Origin of the sequence: Gilliamella sp. ESL0405 (genome assembly GCF_019469205.1) — a bacterium.
In the GTDB taxonomy this organism is placed as follows: Bacteria; Pseudomonadota; Gammaproteobacteria; order Enterobacterales; family Orbaceae; genus Gilliamella.
The window spans coordinates 1,225,162-1,239,253 of record NZ_CP048265.1; the positions used below are offsets into that span (position 1 = coordinate 1,225,162).

Consider the following 14,092-nt stretch of genomic DNA (forward strand, 5'->3'; position numbering starts at 1 on the left):
CCGATAAAATGTTATCATTCACTTTAAATCAAACACTAAAGAGAAAGCTAATGGAATTTCAAATAAAAAACAGCGCAACTATCACAAAACAAAAATCCGAATGTTTCGTGCTGCCAATATTTCTAGATAAAAATCAAATAGATTCAGTAAAAGAATTAGACCTCACAACCAACGGCTTAATTAGCCAAATGATTAAGTCAGGTGAAATTAGTGGCGAAATAGGGCACACAACCTTTTTATATTCCTGCTCAACTCAATTAAAACAAAAACTGCTTTTTGTCGGTTGTGGCAAATTAAAAGCGTTTGATTTAAAGCAATCGAAAAAAGTAATTCAAGCAGCGGTTAAAGAATTATTAGCGAAAAAAGTAAAAGAGATCAGCTGGGATATCTTAAACATTAATTCATCTATCACATTACAGATCGCTAAACAGTTGCCCCAAATTGTTGCTCAATTAACTTATCGCTTTGATGACTACAAATCAAAAAAATCACCGTTAGCAAGTTTAACCAAAATCACTTTACTTTGTGGCGATAAAAAACTGGTTAAACAGGCAAACGAAGCTTTATCACAAGGTAACATTATTGCGCAAGCTATTAGTGCAACTAAAACGATTGCCAATATGCCGTCTAATGTTTGTAATGCTAGCTACTTAGCAGAACAAGGTAAAAAACTCGGTAAGCAGCATGCTTCGTTAAAAGTCACTTGTTTAGGTGAAAAAGAGCTGGCCAAATTAAATATGAATGCTTATTTAGCGGTAGGGCGTGGTTCACAAAACGAATCAATCATGACCGTTATTGAGTATCATGGCGCCAAAGATAAAAAAGCGCAGCCTTATGTCTTAGTCGGTAAAGGTTTAACTTTTGATTCGGGCGGTATTTCGATTAAACCATCAGCCGGTATGGATGAGATGAAATATGACATGTGTGGTGCGGCAACCGTTTATGGAGTTATGCAGGCTGTTGCTCAATTAAACTTACCGATAAATGTGGTTGGTATTATGGCAGGATGCGAAAACATGCCGGACGGCAATGCTTATCGACCGGGTGATATCTTAACCACGATGTCCGGCATCACCGTTGAAGTCATCAATACCGATGCGGAAGGCCGTTTAGTGTTATGCGATGCCTTAACCTACGTTGATCGTTATCAACCTAAAACGGTTATTGATATTGCCACCTTAACTGGCGCTTGTATTGTGGCTTTAGGTCATCACTATACCGGCGTAATGGGCAATAATGATAAATTAGTTGAACAGTTAATAACCGCATCAAACAGCGCAGGGGATAAAGCATGGGCGTTACCTATTGACGATGATTTTCAAGATCAGATAAACTCCACTTGCGCCGATATAGTTAATGCCGGTGGGCGTGACGGTGGCACAATAACGGCTGCATGTTTTTTATCTCGTTTTACCGAAAAATATCAATGGGCACACTTAGATATCGCCGGTACTGCTTGGCAGTCAGGCGCCAACAAAGGTGCAACCGGTAGACCGGTGGCGATGTTAATCGAATATCTATTAGCGCAATAATATAAAGATAGGGGTTTATGAAAAAAGTCATATTTTATCTCTTAGAAAACAAGGCACCGGCGGATGAGGCGGGTGTTTTGTTTCATGAAAAATTGGCTTGTCAAAAAATTACCGAAGCTTGGCAAACGAAGCAACGGATACTGGTAGCCTGTCAAGATCAAGCGCAAGCTGAACGCATAGATGAATACCTGTGGCAACAAGATACGCAACATTTTGTGCCGCACAATTTAGCCGGTGAAGGCATGAGAGGCGGTTCACCGGTTGAAATTTGTTGGCCGCAAAGACGTAGTAGCGGTAGTCGGCAGATACTGATCAATCTGCAAGAGCAGTTCCCGGAATTTTCCGGCGTATACCGAGATGTGATTGACTTTGTGCCGGTAGATGAACACTTGAAAGTGTTAGCCCGGGAAAGGTATAAAACCTATAAACAAGCAGGTTTTAATCTTAAAACTATTCCGATCTTAATTAGCTAATATTGCTAAGTATATCGGTAAAAAAGTTAGGGAATTCGAGTAGTTGTGACGATTATACCCGCAATATTTATGTAGTATCTCTTCATCACTGTTGCGTTAAATCCAAATCCTCCAGATTTTGTTCGAAAGATACCTTAGATCAATTTTTCCTGACTATTACGATAGGTATAACTTATTGATTAACGAATATGTTTAATTTATACTTGCCGAAAAGGTCAGGAAAGATCAAAAAACAATAAAAAAAATCAATAATAATAAATTATAACTAAAAAGGACTAAAATATGTTGAAATGCAATTGTCTTCTTCATAAGAAAAAGACATTACTCTTAACTTTAGGCTTGCTTGCTTTATCCAATCCAGCTACGTCAATCTCGATATCTACTTTACGAAGTATCGAAGGTTACGCCCCTTATGTAACATTTGATAATGGACAAACCAAAACGGAGTATCTATCCCCTTTGTTGTCAATCACATTACCAAATGGCGAAGAAATCACTGCCCATTCTGATACCTCAACGGCAGCAAATCCGATAAAATTTGATAACGAAAATGTCAAGTTCTCCGATATAAAAACTATCGTCACATTGCCTTCACAAAACGCGAATTACCCTCGACTACCTATTCAAGATGTCATCCTTAATGCCAATTTTTGGGGTGATGATGACGGCGATTATAACCCGGTAATAACCGGCGATTTACAGGTAAACTGGACTGACGGTGACGGTAACGATCTTACAAATTTTGTTAAAAATAATGAAAATGCTGTATTAGAGCCTTGTGATGCACCTTTGAAGTTATTGGTATCTTCTGACAATGGCACGATCAGCACGCAATATGGTATTCCTAACCAAAGTTCTTTTATCGGCGAACAACACGCTTATTATATGTACCCTAAAGTCCCTTCTGTGGTTAAATTTTGTTATGCACAACCGAATCTTAACAATGAAGGTGATGTAGATAACACTTGGGTTAGAGGTAAGGGCTTTACGATGAATGATACCAATAATCCGGGAAACAATTTTCCTACGATTGGATCTAACAACTTATTTTTCGACCTTAAACTTGCCGGCTTAAGTGTTGCTGAAGTTATTGATATCAACGGTACTAACGTTTCATCTCTCGGCGGAACAGGGGTACATTTAGTCTTAAGTGAGCATAACGGAAAATTGCGAGTGACCTTAAAAGGCCCTTCAGCTGCAACCAATGGCGGTAAATTTGTACCTTCAGTTTTCAAATTGTACGCCGATCGCAGTAAAACTAATGTATTTTATTCATTTTTTATCCAGCGCTGGATGATCGCCTTCCCGGATGGTCCTTCCGAAAATTGGGCTGCTAGTTCTGATCGTTGTAACACCTTAAATGGTACATACCATCTACCGGCAGTATGGGATTTTACAAACTCTAATCGTAAAGTCGACTCATCCGGCAACCAAATTAACTGGGAAGAAGGTGTACCAGGCGTTGGCGAAATTTACCGTAGGAAGATTAGCTACCGAAACAGTGCGACTACCGAATGGATGGGGGGTATATTCTCTGAATGGGGTAAGGTAACCAGGGAATATTATCCGGATAGTGATTGGATAGTTTATGATAGTGATTATGGTGACGCTTATTATTGGACTGCGACCGTCCATAGTCCCGAAAATCATTACGTAGTTGAATCAGGAACCGGCGTTGTTGGTTTCAGAACCGATAATTATGGTAATTTCTTAAGCAGTTGTGTGGCTTGGTAATTATCGTTGTTGAGAAAAAACCTTATAGCAATTTCTGTTATAAGGTTTTTTTATAGATAATTTAACAGTCTATTTTCTTGGTATAACGATTAATCTTCTCACAAACTCAGCCTTATTGAATTTGTATTTCTCCCGCTTTGCTTTTTGCAAAAAGTCTATATACCAACGCTTATCCCACCATCGCTTTTAGCATGTTTGACTACCTAATTATGCAAACTTTATTAAGGCGTAAAGTTGTATTTTTAATTTTGTAAAGTAACAGTCGAATTCTAAGCACAATTAAAAATCAGTTTTATACTGAAACGTATGTGTTTTCTGAAAGTTTTTGACAAGAATATGTTGTCGTTTATGTAAGGAAGTAAGCTAGATTTTTAATAGATTTACTATAATTCAAAGAGTTTTCTACTTAAACGTATGCATTTTCTGAAAGTTTTTGACAAGAATTTGTTGTCATTAATGTAGGGTAATCAGATAGATTTTTAATAGATTTATTATAATCAACACCGTTTTATACTAAAACGTATATATTTTCTGAAACTTCTTGGCAAGAATCCGCTGCCGTTTCTATAGGGTAGTGAGATAGATTTTTTTAGACATTTACAGTAATTAAAACAGTTTTATACTAAAACGTATGCATTTTCTGAAAGTTTTTGACGAAAATTTGTTGCCATTAATGTAAGGTAATCAGATAAATTTTTAATAGATTTACAATAATCAACACTGTTTTATACTGAAACGTATATATTTTCTGAAACTTTTTGACAAACACCTTTATCACTTTTTAAACGCTAGCCTTTGTTATGCTGTGATATTGTTTATATAAAACTAATTCAATTGAATAAACAGCAAATTACGCTATAATGCGTTAATTTTTGACTATTTGTATCTGTTATGATCGTTGGTTTTATTGGTGCTGGGAAGGTTGGTTGCACCTTAGGGAAGTATTTTAGTTCTTGTGGAATCGAAGTCGCAGGATTTTATAGCCGCTCGTATGAGCATGCAAAACAAGCAAGCGAATTTACTCAAAGTCATGCATTTTTAACGCTAGCTGAGATAGTTGCTAAGTGTGATTGTTTGTTGGTCACCGTCTCAGATAGTCAAATTGCCGAAGTTTGGTATGATTTGTGTCAACTGCCAATTGGCAATAAATGGATTGGCCATTGTAGCGGGCTGTTAACGTCTCATATCTTTAGCCAAAATAAAGTTGTTCATCCCTTCGCTTTTTCATTACATCCACTCTATGCAATTTACGATCGCTTTGATTGTTTTTCTGATATGGTTAATGTGTCTTTCACGCTGGAAGCCAATGCCGATATCATTCCAACCTTAACTGAATTTTTTGCAAAACTCCCCAACCCTATCGCCATTTTGCCCGCCATTAAAAAGCCGCTTTACCATGCCGCTTGTGTCATGCTTAGCAATCAAGTTTTGGCTTTGGTGCAAATTGGTGTTGATCTGCTCAACGAGCAGTGTGGATTGGATCAAGAGTTTAGTGAACAGGCGTGGCATCCACTATTTTTAGGCAATGCCAATAATGCTTGCCGGGCGGGTATCATTGATGCGTTGACCGGACCGGTTGAACGTGGCGATGTTGAAACAATCAAACAACATATTATGGCCATGCCCGATGAGCTAAAGCCCATTTACCAGCAACTATCGACCATATTGCTTAATATCAGTCGAAAAAAACATCCAAACAGGGACTACAAACAATTAGAACTGGAGCTGTAGCTTTGAAAAACACAATACTCACCCTACAACAACGAAAACTGAATCAAGAAAAAATCACGATGTTAACCGCCTATGATTACACCACCGCTAGATTAATGGATGAGAGTGGCGTTGACTGTTTATTGGTTGGTGACTCATTGGGAATGGTGATGCTGGGTTACCAAAGTACCGTATCGGTGACAATGGAAGATATGATTCACCACTCCAAAGCGGTTGCCAGAGCGGCTAAAACGGCTTTTGTTGTGACTGATCTGCCTTTTATGTCCTACCATACTTCGGCCTATGATGCGGTGTATAATGCCGGTCGTTTAATCCAAGAAGGTCAAGCACAAGCGGTCAAGCTTGAAGGCGGGCAGGCGTTTTGTGAACATATTCAATTGATTACACAAGCATCGATTCCGGTCATTGCGCATATTGGCTTGATGCCACAATCGGTACTGGCATTAGGCGGATATAAAGTTCAAGGCAAAGACTATAACGACGCTAAAAAGATAGTGCTTGATGCATTGGCGGTTGAGCAAGCAGGTGCGGCGGCTATTTTACTCGAATGTGTGCCGGCGGAGTTGGCAAAACTGATATCTGAACTGGTTAGCATTCCAACTATTGGCATTGGTGCCGGTGTTGGTTGTGACGGTCAGGTTTTAGTCTATCAAGATATGTTGTCGATGTATGAAGGTGTATCGTCTAAATTTGTAAAATCATTTGCGCCAATTGGCGAGCAAATGAAGCAGGCTTTTAAAGATTATTGCGCAGAAGTGAAGCAGCAACAGTTTCCGTCTGCAAATCATGAATTTGCTATCGATAGCGATGTAATGGCAAAAATTAAATCTGAATTTTTCATCAGTCATCAAGGATAATACCGTGAAAGTTGTGACCTCAATTGATCAAGTTCGCCAGCAAGTTAAAGCTTGGCGACAGTCCGGCGCAAGTATTGGTTTAGTTCCCACTATGGGCTTTTTGCATGAAGGGTACCAAAGTTTAATGGCGGCGGCCAAAGAGCAGAATCAAAAAGTGATTGTGACCATTTTTGTTAATCCTATCCAGTTCGCCCCTAACGAGGATTTGGCAAGTTACCCTCGTGATCTTGAGCGAGATAAAATTGCCTGCCAGCAAATGGGAGTCGATCTTATCTTTTGCCCAACAGCCAGTGAAATGTACGATGCTCACTTTAACAGTTGTGTCGATGTTAATGGGCTAACAGAAGCGTTATGTGGTAAAAAGCGACCGGGACATTTTAAGGGTGTCTGCACGGTGGTCACTAAATTATTTAACATCACCCAACCGGATCGAGCCTATTTTGGACAAAAAGATGCTCAGCAGCTTGCTGTGATTAAACGAATGGTTTGCGATCTTAACGTCGATATTGAAATTATTGGTTGCCCGATTGTGCGAGAAGCAGACGGACTGGCAAAAAGTTCACGCAATAGCTATTTATCTGCAACTGAAAGAGAAGCGGCAACTTGCCTTTATCGAGCCATTCAATGCGCTGGCGAAATGATTGCACAGGGTGAAAGATCGGTTGATGTCATTGCCGGTGCTATGCAAGCAATAATTAACGCTGAGCCGCTTGCTAAAATTGATTATATCGAATTTGTCGATATGGCATCATTCAATGCGATTGATTCCCTTAAGCAAGATAGCTTATGTGCACTTGCCGTTTATATTGGTAAAACACGATTAATTGATAATTTTATCTATCAACCCAGTTAGCTTTTAACATATCGAAATTTAACTGTATAAAAGGCCGCTTATGACACAGCGGTTTTTTAATGCCAATCATTCCAATAAAAGCGAGATTGATAAGAGATTTAATCAACGAGTTTCTCACTTAGCCAATTTATTGTTTGGCTATTTTACTGTAGAATAGTTAGCATTTTTATGCCTTGAATCAGGATTTATGCATTTATTATGAAAAATACAACTTATAATCCACAAGAAATCGAACAACCAATTTATCAACATTGGGAACAAAGTGGCTATTTTAAGCCTAATGGCGACAAATCACAGCCAAGCTACTGCATCGCTATCCCACCGCCGAATGTGACCGGAAGTTTACACATGGGGCACGCATTCCAACAAACCATTATGGATGCATTAATACGTTATCATCGTATGCAAGGTAACAATACGTTATGGCAATCGGGTACCGACCATGCCGGTATTGCAACACAAATGGTGGTTGAACGTAAAATTGCTGCCGAAGAGGGCAAAACCCGTCACGATTATGGTCGTGAAATGTTTATCGAAAAAATCTGGGAGTGGAAAGCGCAATCAGGCGGTAGCATTACCAAACAGATGCGTCGTTTAGGCGATTCGGTGGATTGGGATCGTGAGCGCTTCACTATGGACGAAGGGCTATCAAATGCGGTAAAAGAGGTATTTGTCAGACTTTATCAGGAAGATTTGATCTACCGTGGTAAACGTTTGGTCAACTGGGATCCAAAATTACGTACCGCGATTTCTGATTTAGAAGTTGAAAATCGTGAAGTAAAAGGCTCAATGTGGCATTTACGTTATCCACTTGCTGACGGCGCCAAAACGGCTGACGGTAAAGATTATTTAGTTGTCGCCACAACGCGTCCGGAAACATTATTAGGTGATACCGGGGTAGCGGTCAATCCGGCTGATCCTCGCTATCAAGATCTGATCGGCAAATTTGTTATTTTACCTTTGGTTAATCGTCGTATTCCGATTATTGGTGATGAACATGCTGACATGACAAAAGGTACCGGTTGCGTAAAAATTACTCCGGCACATGACTTTAATGATTACGAAGTGGGTCGCCGTCATCAATTACCGATGATCAACATCTTCACCTTTGACGGTGAGATCCGCTCACAAGCCGAAGTGTTTGACACAAACGGCGAACCGAGTGATGTTTATGGGGGAGATATTCCGACTGAATTGCAAAATTTAGAACGATTTGCCGCCCGTAAAGCGGTTGTTGCCGCCTGTGAAGCGCAAGGCATTTTAGAAAAGATTGAACCACATGATTTAACCATACCGTATGGCGATCGTGGCGGCGTGGTGATTGAGCCAATGTTAACTGACCAATGGTATGTGCGAGCGAAAGTATTGGCCGAGCCTGCTATTGATGCCGTTAAAAATGGCGATATCCAATTTGTGCCAAAACAGTACGAGAACATGTACTTCTCGTGGATGAATGATATTCAAGATTGGTGTATTTCACGCCAATTATGGTGGGGTCACCGTATTCCGGCATGGTATGATGCGCAAGGCAATGTCTATGTTGGACGAGACGAAGCCGAAGTCCGTCGGGAAAACAATATCGCCGATGATGTGGTGTTATCACAAGATGAAGATGTGCTTGATACCTGGTTCTCATCTGCACTTTGGACTTTCTCTACATTGGGTTGGCCAGAAAATACCGATGATTTGGCAACTTTCCACCCAACCAATGTACTTGTAACTGGTTTTGATATCATCTTCTTCTGGGTCGCTAGAATGATTATGATGACCATGCACTTTATCAAAGATAAAGACGGTAAGCCGCAGATTCCGTTTAAAACAGTCTATGTTACTGGCTTAATTCGTGATGAAGAAGGGCAAAAAATGTCGAAATCTAAAGGGAATGTTATCGATCCTTTAGACATGATTGACGGCATCTCACTTGCTGATTTACTGGAAAAACGTACCGGCAATATGATGCAACCACAACTGGCGGAAAAAATTGCCAAACGTACTGAAAAACAGTTCCCTAACGGCATTGAAGCGCACGGTACCGATGCATTACGCTTCACCTTAGCGGCACTAGCCTCAACCGGACGTGATATCAATTGGGATCTCAAACGTTTGGAAGGTTACCGCAACTTCTGTAATAAACTTTGGAATGCTAGCCGTTATGTCCTTATGAACACGCAAGATCACGATTGTGGTTTTACCGGTGGTGATTTAGCCTATTCATTAGCCGATAAATGGATATTAGCTGAATTTAATCATACCGTGAAAACCTATCGAGAAGCCTTCGATACTTATCGATTTGATTTAGCCGCTAATATTTTATATGAATTTACTTGGAATCAGTTTTGTGACTGGTATTTAGAGTTAACCAAATCAGTACTGGCAAATGGTGAACAATCTGAACAACGTGCCGCTCGTCATACTTTAGTGACTGTATTGGAAGCATTGTTACGCTTAGCACATCCAATTATTCCATTTATTACTGAAGCAATTTGGCAAAGTGTTAAACCACTAATGCGTATCAAGGCTGATACTATTATGTTACAACCGATGCCGACTTTTGATAGTAAATATATTGACGATCAAGCTGTTGCCGATATTAACTGGATCAAAGAGGCGGTGATTGCCGTGCGTAATATTCGAGCTGAAATGAATATTGCACCGAGCAAACCATTACAATTGTTGATTCGTCAAGCTTCACCTGCTGTTCATCGTATTATCAGTGATAATATAACCTTTATTGAATCGCTGGCAAGATTATCAGAAATTGTGCTGTTAGATGAAGGTGAAACCGGGCCATTATCGGTCACTAAGTTAGTTGACGGTGCTGAACTACTTATTCCAATGGCTGGGTTAATTAACAAAGAAGATGAATTAGCTCGACTGGAAAAAGAGATGGCACGCATCGATAACGAAATTGCTCGTATCGACGGAAAACTGAGCAATAGCAGTTTTGTCGATAAAGCGCCAGCGGCTGTTGTGGCGAAAGAGAAAGAAAAACAACAAGGCTATATTAATGATAAAGCTAAATTGCAAGAGCAATACCAAGCGATTAAAAGCCTATAACAAACAATCTAAACCGCCCACGATAACCGTGGGCGTTTTTTTATCACTTAGCGATAACGCTAAAATATTTAAAATGACAATTGCCACCCATATTTTGTCCAGCATCAGTTGCTGCCACCATACCGATTTTAGCTCCAACCCATTTACCTTTACCGGCGGCAAATTGACGGGGTAGTGCAATCTTATTTGCAAGCGTAATACCTAGCGATTAAAAGCCTATAACAAACAATCTAAACCGCCCACGATAACCGTGGGCGTTTTTTTATCACTTAGCGATAACGCTAAAATATTTAAAATGACAATTGCCACCCATATTTTGTCCAGCATCAGTTGCTGCCACCATACCGATTTTAGCTCCAACCCATTTACCTTTACCGGCAGCAAATTGACGGGGTAGTGCAATCCAACTATCTTGCGATTGGCGATAATAAAATTGGCAGATACCATTTAATCCGACTTCTACCTTAAGTTGACAGGAGGCGAAGTCGAGTTTTGCAATCGGCTGATGATACTCATCAACAACACCCGAATCTTTAACCCAACCATAACGATACATAAGACGATATTCGCCGTTATCATAACAAACAACTAAAGCTGCATAGCGTTCACCATAAATAATCATTCCGGCAAAATCGCCCGATTGGGTTGGGTTAAAGGTCATTTCTGTTTGCGCTGAAAACTGAAATGCCGCAAATTTTTGTAACAGTAAATTTGGCGCAAAATAGAGTGTATCTTGCCCATTACGTATCGGTAACGGGCAACAATTTAACACCAATCCCGCCTCACTATCAGCCAGCCAGTGTGGTTGTGGATTGGCTGGCCATTGCCACTGTAAGCCAAATTTTCCCTGCTCAAAATCATCACTGGTTTGTATTTTATCGCCTGTAGACTCACCGTTAACAAGCGGTTTCGGGTAAGATGAAACCGGTTGTCCGGCACCATGATCATCTAACGTTTGGCCGATCCTTGGCCAGTTATCATCGTCCCAATACATTGGCTGTAAGTGCACAATTCGCCCATATACATTGGCATCTTGAAAGTGTACAAACCAGCACTGCGAATTGGCTAACTCCACCCAACCGCCTTGATGTGGGCCATTAATGGGGCTGTTACCTTGAAAAAGCACATTTCGCGCTGTCCAATTGCCGGTTAGCTTATCGGATCGTAAAACCGTTTGCCAACCGGTTTCGACGCCGCCGGCTGGCGCAAAAATATAGTACCAACCGTTTCTTTTATACAGTTTGGGACCTTCAAGCGTAGGCAAATCGGCGGTGCCGTCATAAATGATTTTGCCTTCACCGATTAATGCGCTACCGTCAGTTTTCATCTCAAACAGTTGTAATTGATGCTTTAGACCACAACGGCTCTGGGCAAAGGCATGTACTAACCATGCCCGCCCGTCATCATCCCAAAACGGGCAAGGATCAATCCAACCTAGCGCTGGCTGAACACAATGCGGTTTGCTCCATTCGCCCCAAGGATCGGTGCTATGACACATAAAGATACCTTCATCGGGAGTGCTGAAAAAGACCCAAAACTTATCATCATGATAAGTGATAGACGGTGCCCAGACGCCTTTACCCGGCTGCACCTGATCATAATCACCAAACTCAAACGACGAAAAAACATGATTAATAATCTGCCAGTTGATTAAATCCTTAGAATGTAAAACAGGTAGTGCAGGTAAATGATTAAAGCTTGATGCGACCATAAAAAAGTCATCGCCAACTCGGATAATATCCGGATCAGAATAGTCGGCGCAAATAATCGGATTATGATAATAGTTACTGCTCATATTAATACCTTTCTGGTTTGTCCATTTATCACCGAAACACTATCTTACTGATGATTATCAGCTTGCTTTTGTCTGGCAAGCAGATCATCTTGAATTTTTTTCATCATGCTGTCATCTAATTTATAAAAGCGCATTAACCACCAAAGTAACAGATAGGAAAATCCCGGTCCAATGGTTAACAGCCCGATGATGCCCATGGTGGCTAGTGGTGTTTGCTCATCGACGCCAGCTTGATAGCCTAAAAGACCTAAACAGACCCCAACCAAAGCACCAGCTACCGCCATACCTAATTTTAATGCAAACAGATTGCCGGAAAATGATAGCCCGGTTGCACGTCGGCCAAATTTCCATTCGCCATAGTCAGCGGCGTTTGCCATCATATTCCATTTAAACGGTTGATACATTTGATGAAAAAATCCAATTAAAAAGTAGAGAGGAAATACAACCGGTAACCAAACCGGCGGCACAAAAAACATCAGCACACCAATGGCAAACAGAATTAAGTTAATATTTTTAAACAGTGAAATCGCACTAAAGCGCTTAGCAAAATATCCTGCTGCCATGGCACCGAGTATGGTGCCAACAACTGAGGTAGAAACAAAGGCCGATTTCATCGCCGTGCCGGCTGTTGAACTGATGCCACCCAACATTAAATAGGTGGCATAATAAAGCGTAGCGGAACTTCGCATCACGCCTGCCATACTCGAGAAAAAAGTAATAATAGCAACAATGCACCACTGGTCATTGGCGAGTAGGCATTTAAGATCTTTTTTAACGCTGACTTGCTCATCTTTAATCGGCGTCACACGCTCTTTGGTGGTAAAAAAACAGAGCAGTAACATGCCAATAGCGATAATGCCCATAATCGCCATGGTCAGTTGAAAGCCCAGTTGCTTATCCTCCTTGCCCAGCCAATCGACTAAAAATAATGTGCCGACTGATACCATTAACCCCGACGCTGATGAAATGGTAAAACGATAGGATTGGGCGCTCAGACGATCTTTTTCATCCCGAGTAATCACCCCACCAAGTGCACAATAAGGAATGTTTATAAAAGTATAACAAAGCATTAATAGCGCATAGGTGATATAGGCATATAACAATTTACCGGAATAACCAAAATCCGGCGTGGTATAGGTCATCACGGCAAGCACGGCATAGGGAATTGCGAACCATACAAGCCAAGGCCGAAATCGACCAAAACGGGTTTTGGTGCGGTCAGCTACCATACCGGTTATTGGGTCGATAATTGCATCAAAAATGCGTGTCGCTAAAAACATGATCCCAACCGCCGCAGCTGAAAGACCATAAATGTCAGTATAAAAATAGGTTAAAAACATCGTGACCGACGAGTAAACAATGCCACATGCCGCATCCCCCATGCCAAATCCTATTTTTTCCATGACTGATAATTTCTTGTTATCCATTACAATCTCCTTATAACCCTAATGACAATCGATATTAAGCCGTTATAAATTAACGGTTTACTGCTGATAACTTATTGCTAAACAATAACCATAAGTTGAGTTTATAAAATAAGTTTTCAAAACAGTATTACGATTTTACGTAGCGTAATTACGTTATATGGTTAATGTGATTGATATCACAGTTTTATCGTGCAAAGACTAAGGGGATTTGGTTAGATTTGCTGTTTGGTTTTGCAGAGAAAAACGATTTAAAAGTTAAAATTCGGCTTTTATATTAAAACATGGGTATTTTCTGAAACTTCTTGACAAGAGTTTATTGGTTTGGATTTACGTAAGAATGACCAAAGATTTTTTATTTAACAAGCGACAGGTGGTTTAGGTTGGTTAATATTGGCTAAATAATATTTAGGATTAATATCTTTTTAACATCTTAAAGATAATCTGATTTTTTTTGCTTAAACATAGGTGTTTTCTGAAACTTCTTGACAATATCTTACCGGCTTTGATTTACGTAAGGATTACTAATGATTTTCTATTTAATAAGCGACTGGTGGTTTAGATTGGTTAATATTAGCTAAAAAACATTCAGGATTAATATTTTTTTAATATCTTAAAGATAATCTAATGTTTTTA

10 protein-coding genes are annotated in these 14,092 nt (G+C 40.1%); 7 read left to right on the forward strand and 3 right to left on the reverse strand.

All coding sequences use genetic code 11. From position 1 onward, the window contains the following. Nucleotides 1-50 precede the first annotated feature (50 nt). The 7 genes from GYM74_RS05420 to GYM74_RS05450 all read left to right on the forward strand — a co-directional run bounded on the left by GYM74_RS05420 (nt 51) and on the right by GYM74_RS05450 (nt 10,237). Nucleotides 51-1,532 (forward strand): leucyl aminopeptidase, encoded by a 1,482-nt coding sequence (locus GYM74_RS05420; protein WP_220219466.1) that lies wholly within the window; start codon nt 51-53, stop codon nt 1,530-1,532. Nucleotides 1,533-1,549: 17 nt separating this feature from the next. Next, nucleotides 1,550-2,005 (forward strand): DNA polymerase III subunit chi, encoded by a 456-nt coding sequence (locus GYM74_RS05425; protein ID WP_220219467.1) that lies wholly within the window; start codon nt 1,550-1,552, stop codon nt 2,003-2,005. Between the two features lie 282 nt (nt 2,006-2,287). Continuing rightward, the gene (locus tag GYM74_RS05430; RefSeq protein WP_220219468.1) at nt 2,288-3,739 is read left to right on the forward strand and encodes a hypothetical protein; all 1,452 of its coding nucleotides are present in this window, start codon (nt 2,288-2,290) and stop codon (nt 3,737-3,739) included. 891 nt (nt 3,740-4,630) lie between these two features. Beyond that, nucleotides 4,631-5,470 carry a Rossmann-like and DUF2520 domain-containing protein gene (locus GYM74_RS05435; protein WP_220219469.1) on the forward strand — a complete coding sequence of 280 codons (840 nt, stop codon included), beginning with the start codon at nt 4,631-4,633 and terminating at the stop codon, nt 5,468-5,470. A gap of 2 nt (nt 5,471-5,472) precedes the next feature. Next, entirely contained in the window at nt 5,473-6,327 is an 855-nt protein-coding gene (panB, locus tag GYM74_RS05440) for a 3-methyl-2-oxobutanoate hydroxymethyltransferase (protein WP_220219470.1), read from the forward strand. A gap of 4 nt (nt 6,328-6,331) precedes the next feature. After that, complete coding sequence (gene panC / locus GYM74_RS05445; RefSeq protein WP_220219471.1) at nt 6,332-7,180, forward strand: pantoate--beta-alanine ligase; 849 nt, start codon at nt 6,332-6,334, stop codon at nt 7,178-7,180. 198 nt (nt 7,181-7,378) lie between these two features. Further along, nucleotides 7,379-10,237, forward strand: a complete 2,859-nt coding sequence (locus GYM74_RS05450) for a valine--tRNA ligase (RefSeq protein ID WP_220219472.1) — start codon at nt 7,379-7,381, stop codon at nt 10,235-10,237. A gap of 43 nt (nt 10,238-10,280) precedes the next feature. On the opposite strand, the gene GYM74_RS12380 is transcribed toward GYM74_RS05450, so the two are convergent. From GYM74_RS12380 to GYM74_RS05465, 3 genes are all read right to left on the reverse strand, one after another. Continuing rightward, nucleotides 10,281-10,358, reverse strand: coding sequence for a hypothetical protein (locus GYM74_RS12380; protein ID WP_370634053.1), 78 nt, complete (start codon nt 10,356-10,358; stop codon nt 10,281-10,283). A gap of 144 nt (nt 10,359-10,502) precedes the next feature. Further along, on the reverse strand, nt 10,503-12,032 hold the full coding sequence (locus tag GYM74_RS05460; protein WP_220219473.1) for a glycoside hydrolase 43 family protein: 1,530 nt from the start codon (nt 12,030-12,032) through the stop codon (nt 10,503-10,505). Between the two features lie 44 nt (nt 12,033-12,076). Beyond that, complete coding sequence (locus GYM74_RS05465; protein ID WP_220219474.1) at nt 12,077-13,459, reverse strand: glycoside-pentoside-hexuronide (GPH):cation symporter; 1,383 nt, start codon at nt 13,457-13,459, stop codon at nt 12,077-12,079. Between the last annotated feature and the right edge of the window lie 633 nt (nt 13,460-14,092).

What these genes read in the sequence shown, in the direction of transcription:
- GYM74_RS05425 (WP_220219467.1), top strand. Translation starts at nt 1,550, where the DNA reads ATGAAAAAAGTCATATTTTATCTCTTAGAAAACAAGGCACCGGCGGAT.
- GYM74_RS05420 (WP_220219466.1), top strand. Translation starts at nt 51, where the DNA reads ATGGAATTTCAAATAAAAAACAGCGCAACTATCACAAAACAAAAATCC.
- GYM74_RS05460 (WP_220219473.1), bottom strand. Translation starts at nt 12,032, where the DNA reads ATGAGCAGTAACTATTATCATAATCCGATTATTTGCGCCGACTATTCT.
- GYM74_RS05430 (WP_220219468.1), top strand. Translation starts at nt 2,288, where the DNA reads ATGTTGAAATGCAATTGTCTTCTTCATAAGAAAAAGACATTACTCTTA.
- GYM74_RS12380 (WP_370634053.1), bottom strand. Translation starts at nt 10,358, where the DNA reads ATGGTGGCAGCAACTGATGCTGGACAAAATATGGGTGGCAATTGTCAT.
- GYM74_RS05435 (WP_220219469.1), top strand. Translation starts at nt 4,631, where the DNA reads ATGATCGTTGGTTTTATTGGTGCTGGGAAGGTTGGTTGCACCTTAGGG.
- GYM74_RS05450 (WP_220219472.1), top strand. Translation starts at nt 7,379, where the DNA reads ATGAAAAATACAACTTATAATCCACAAGAAATCGAACAACCAATTTAT.
- GYM74_RS05465 (WP_220219474.1), bottom strand. Translation starts at nt 13,459, where the DNA reads ATGGATAACAAGAAATTATCAGTCATGGAAAAAATAGGATTTGGCATG.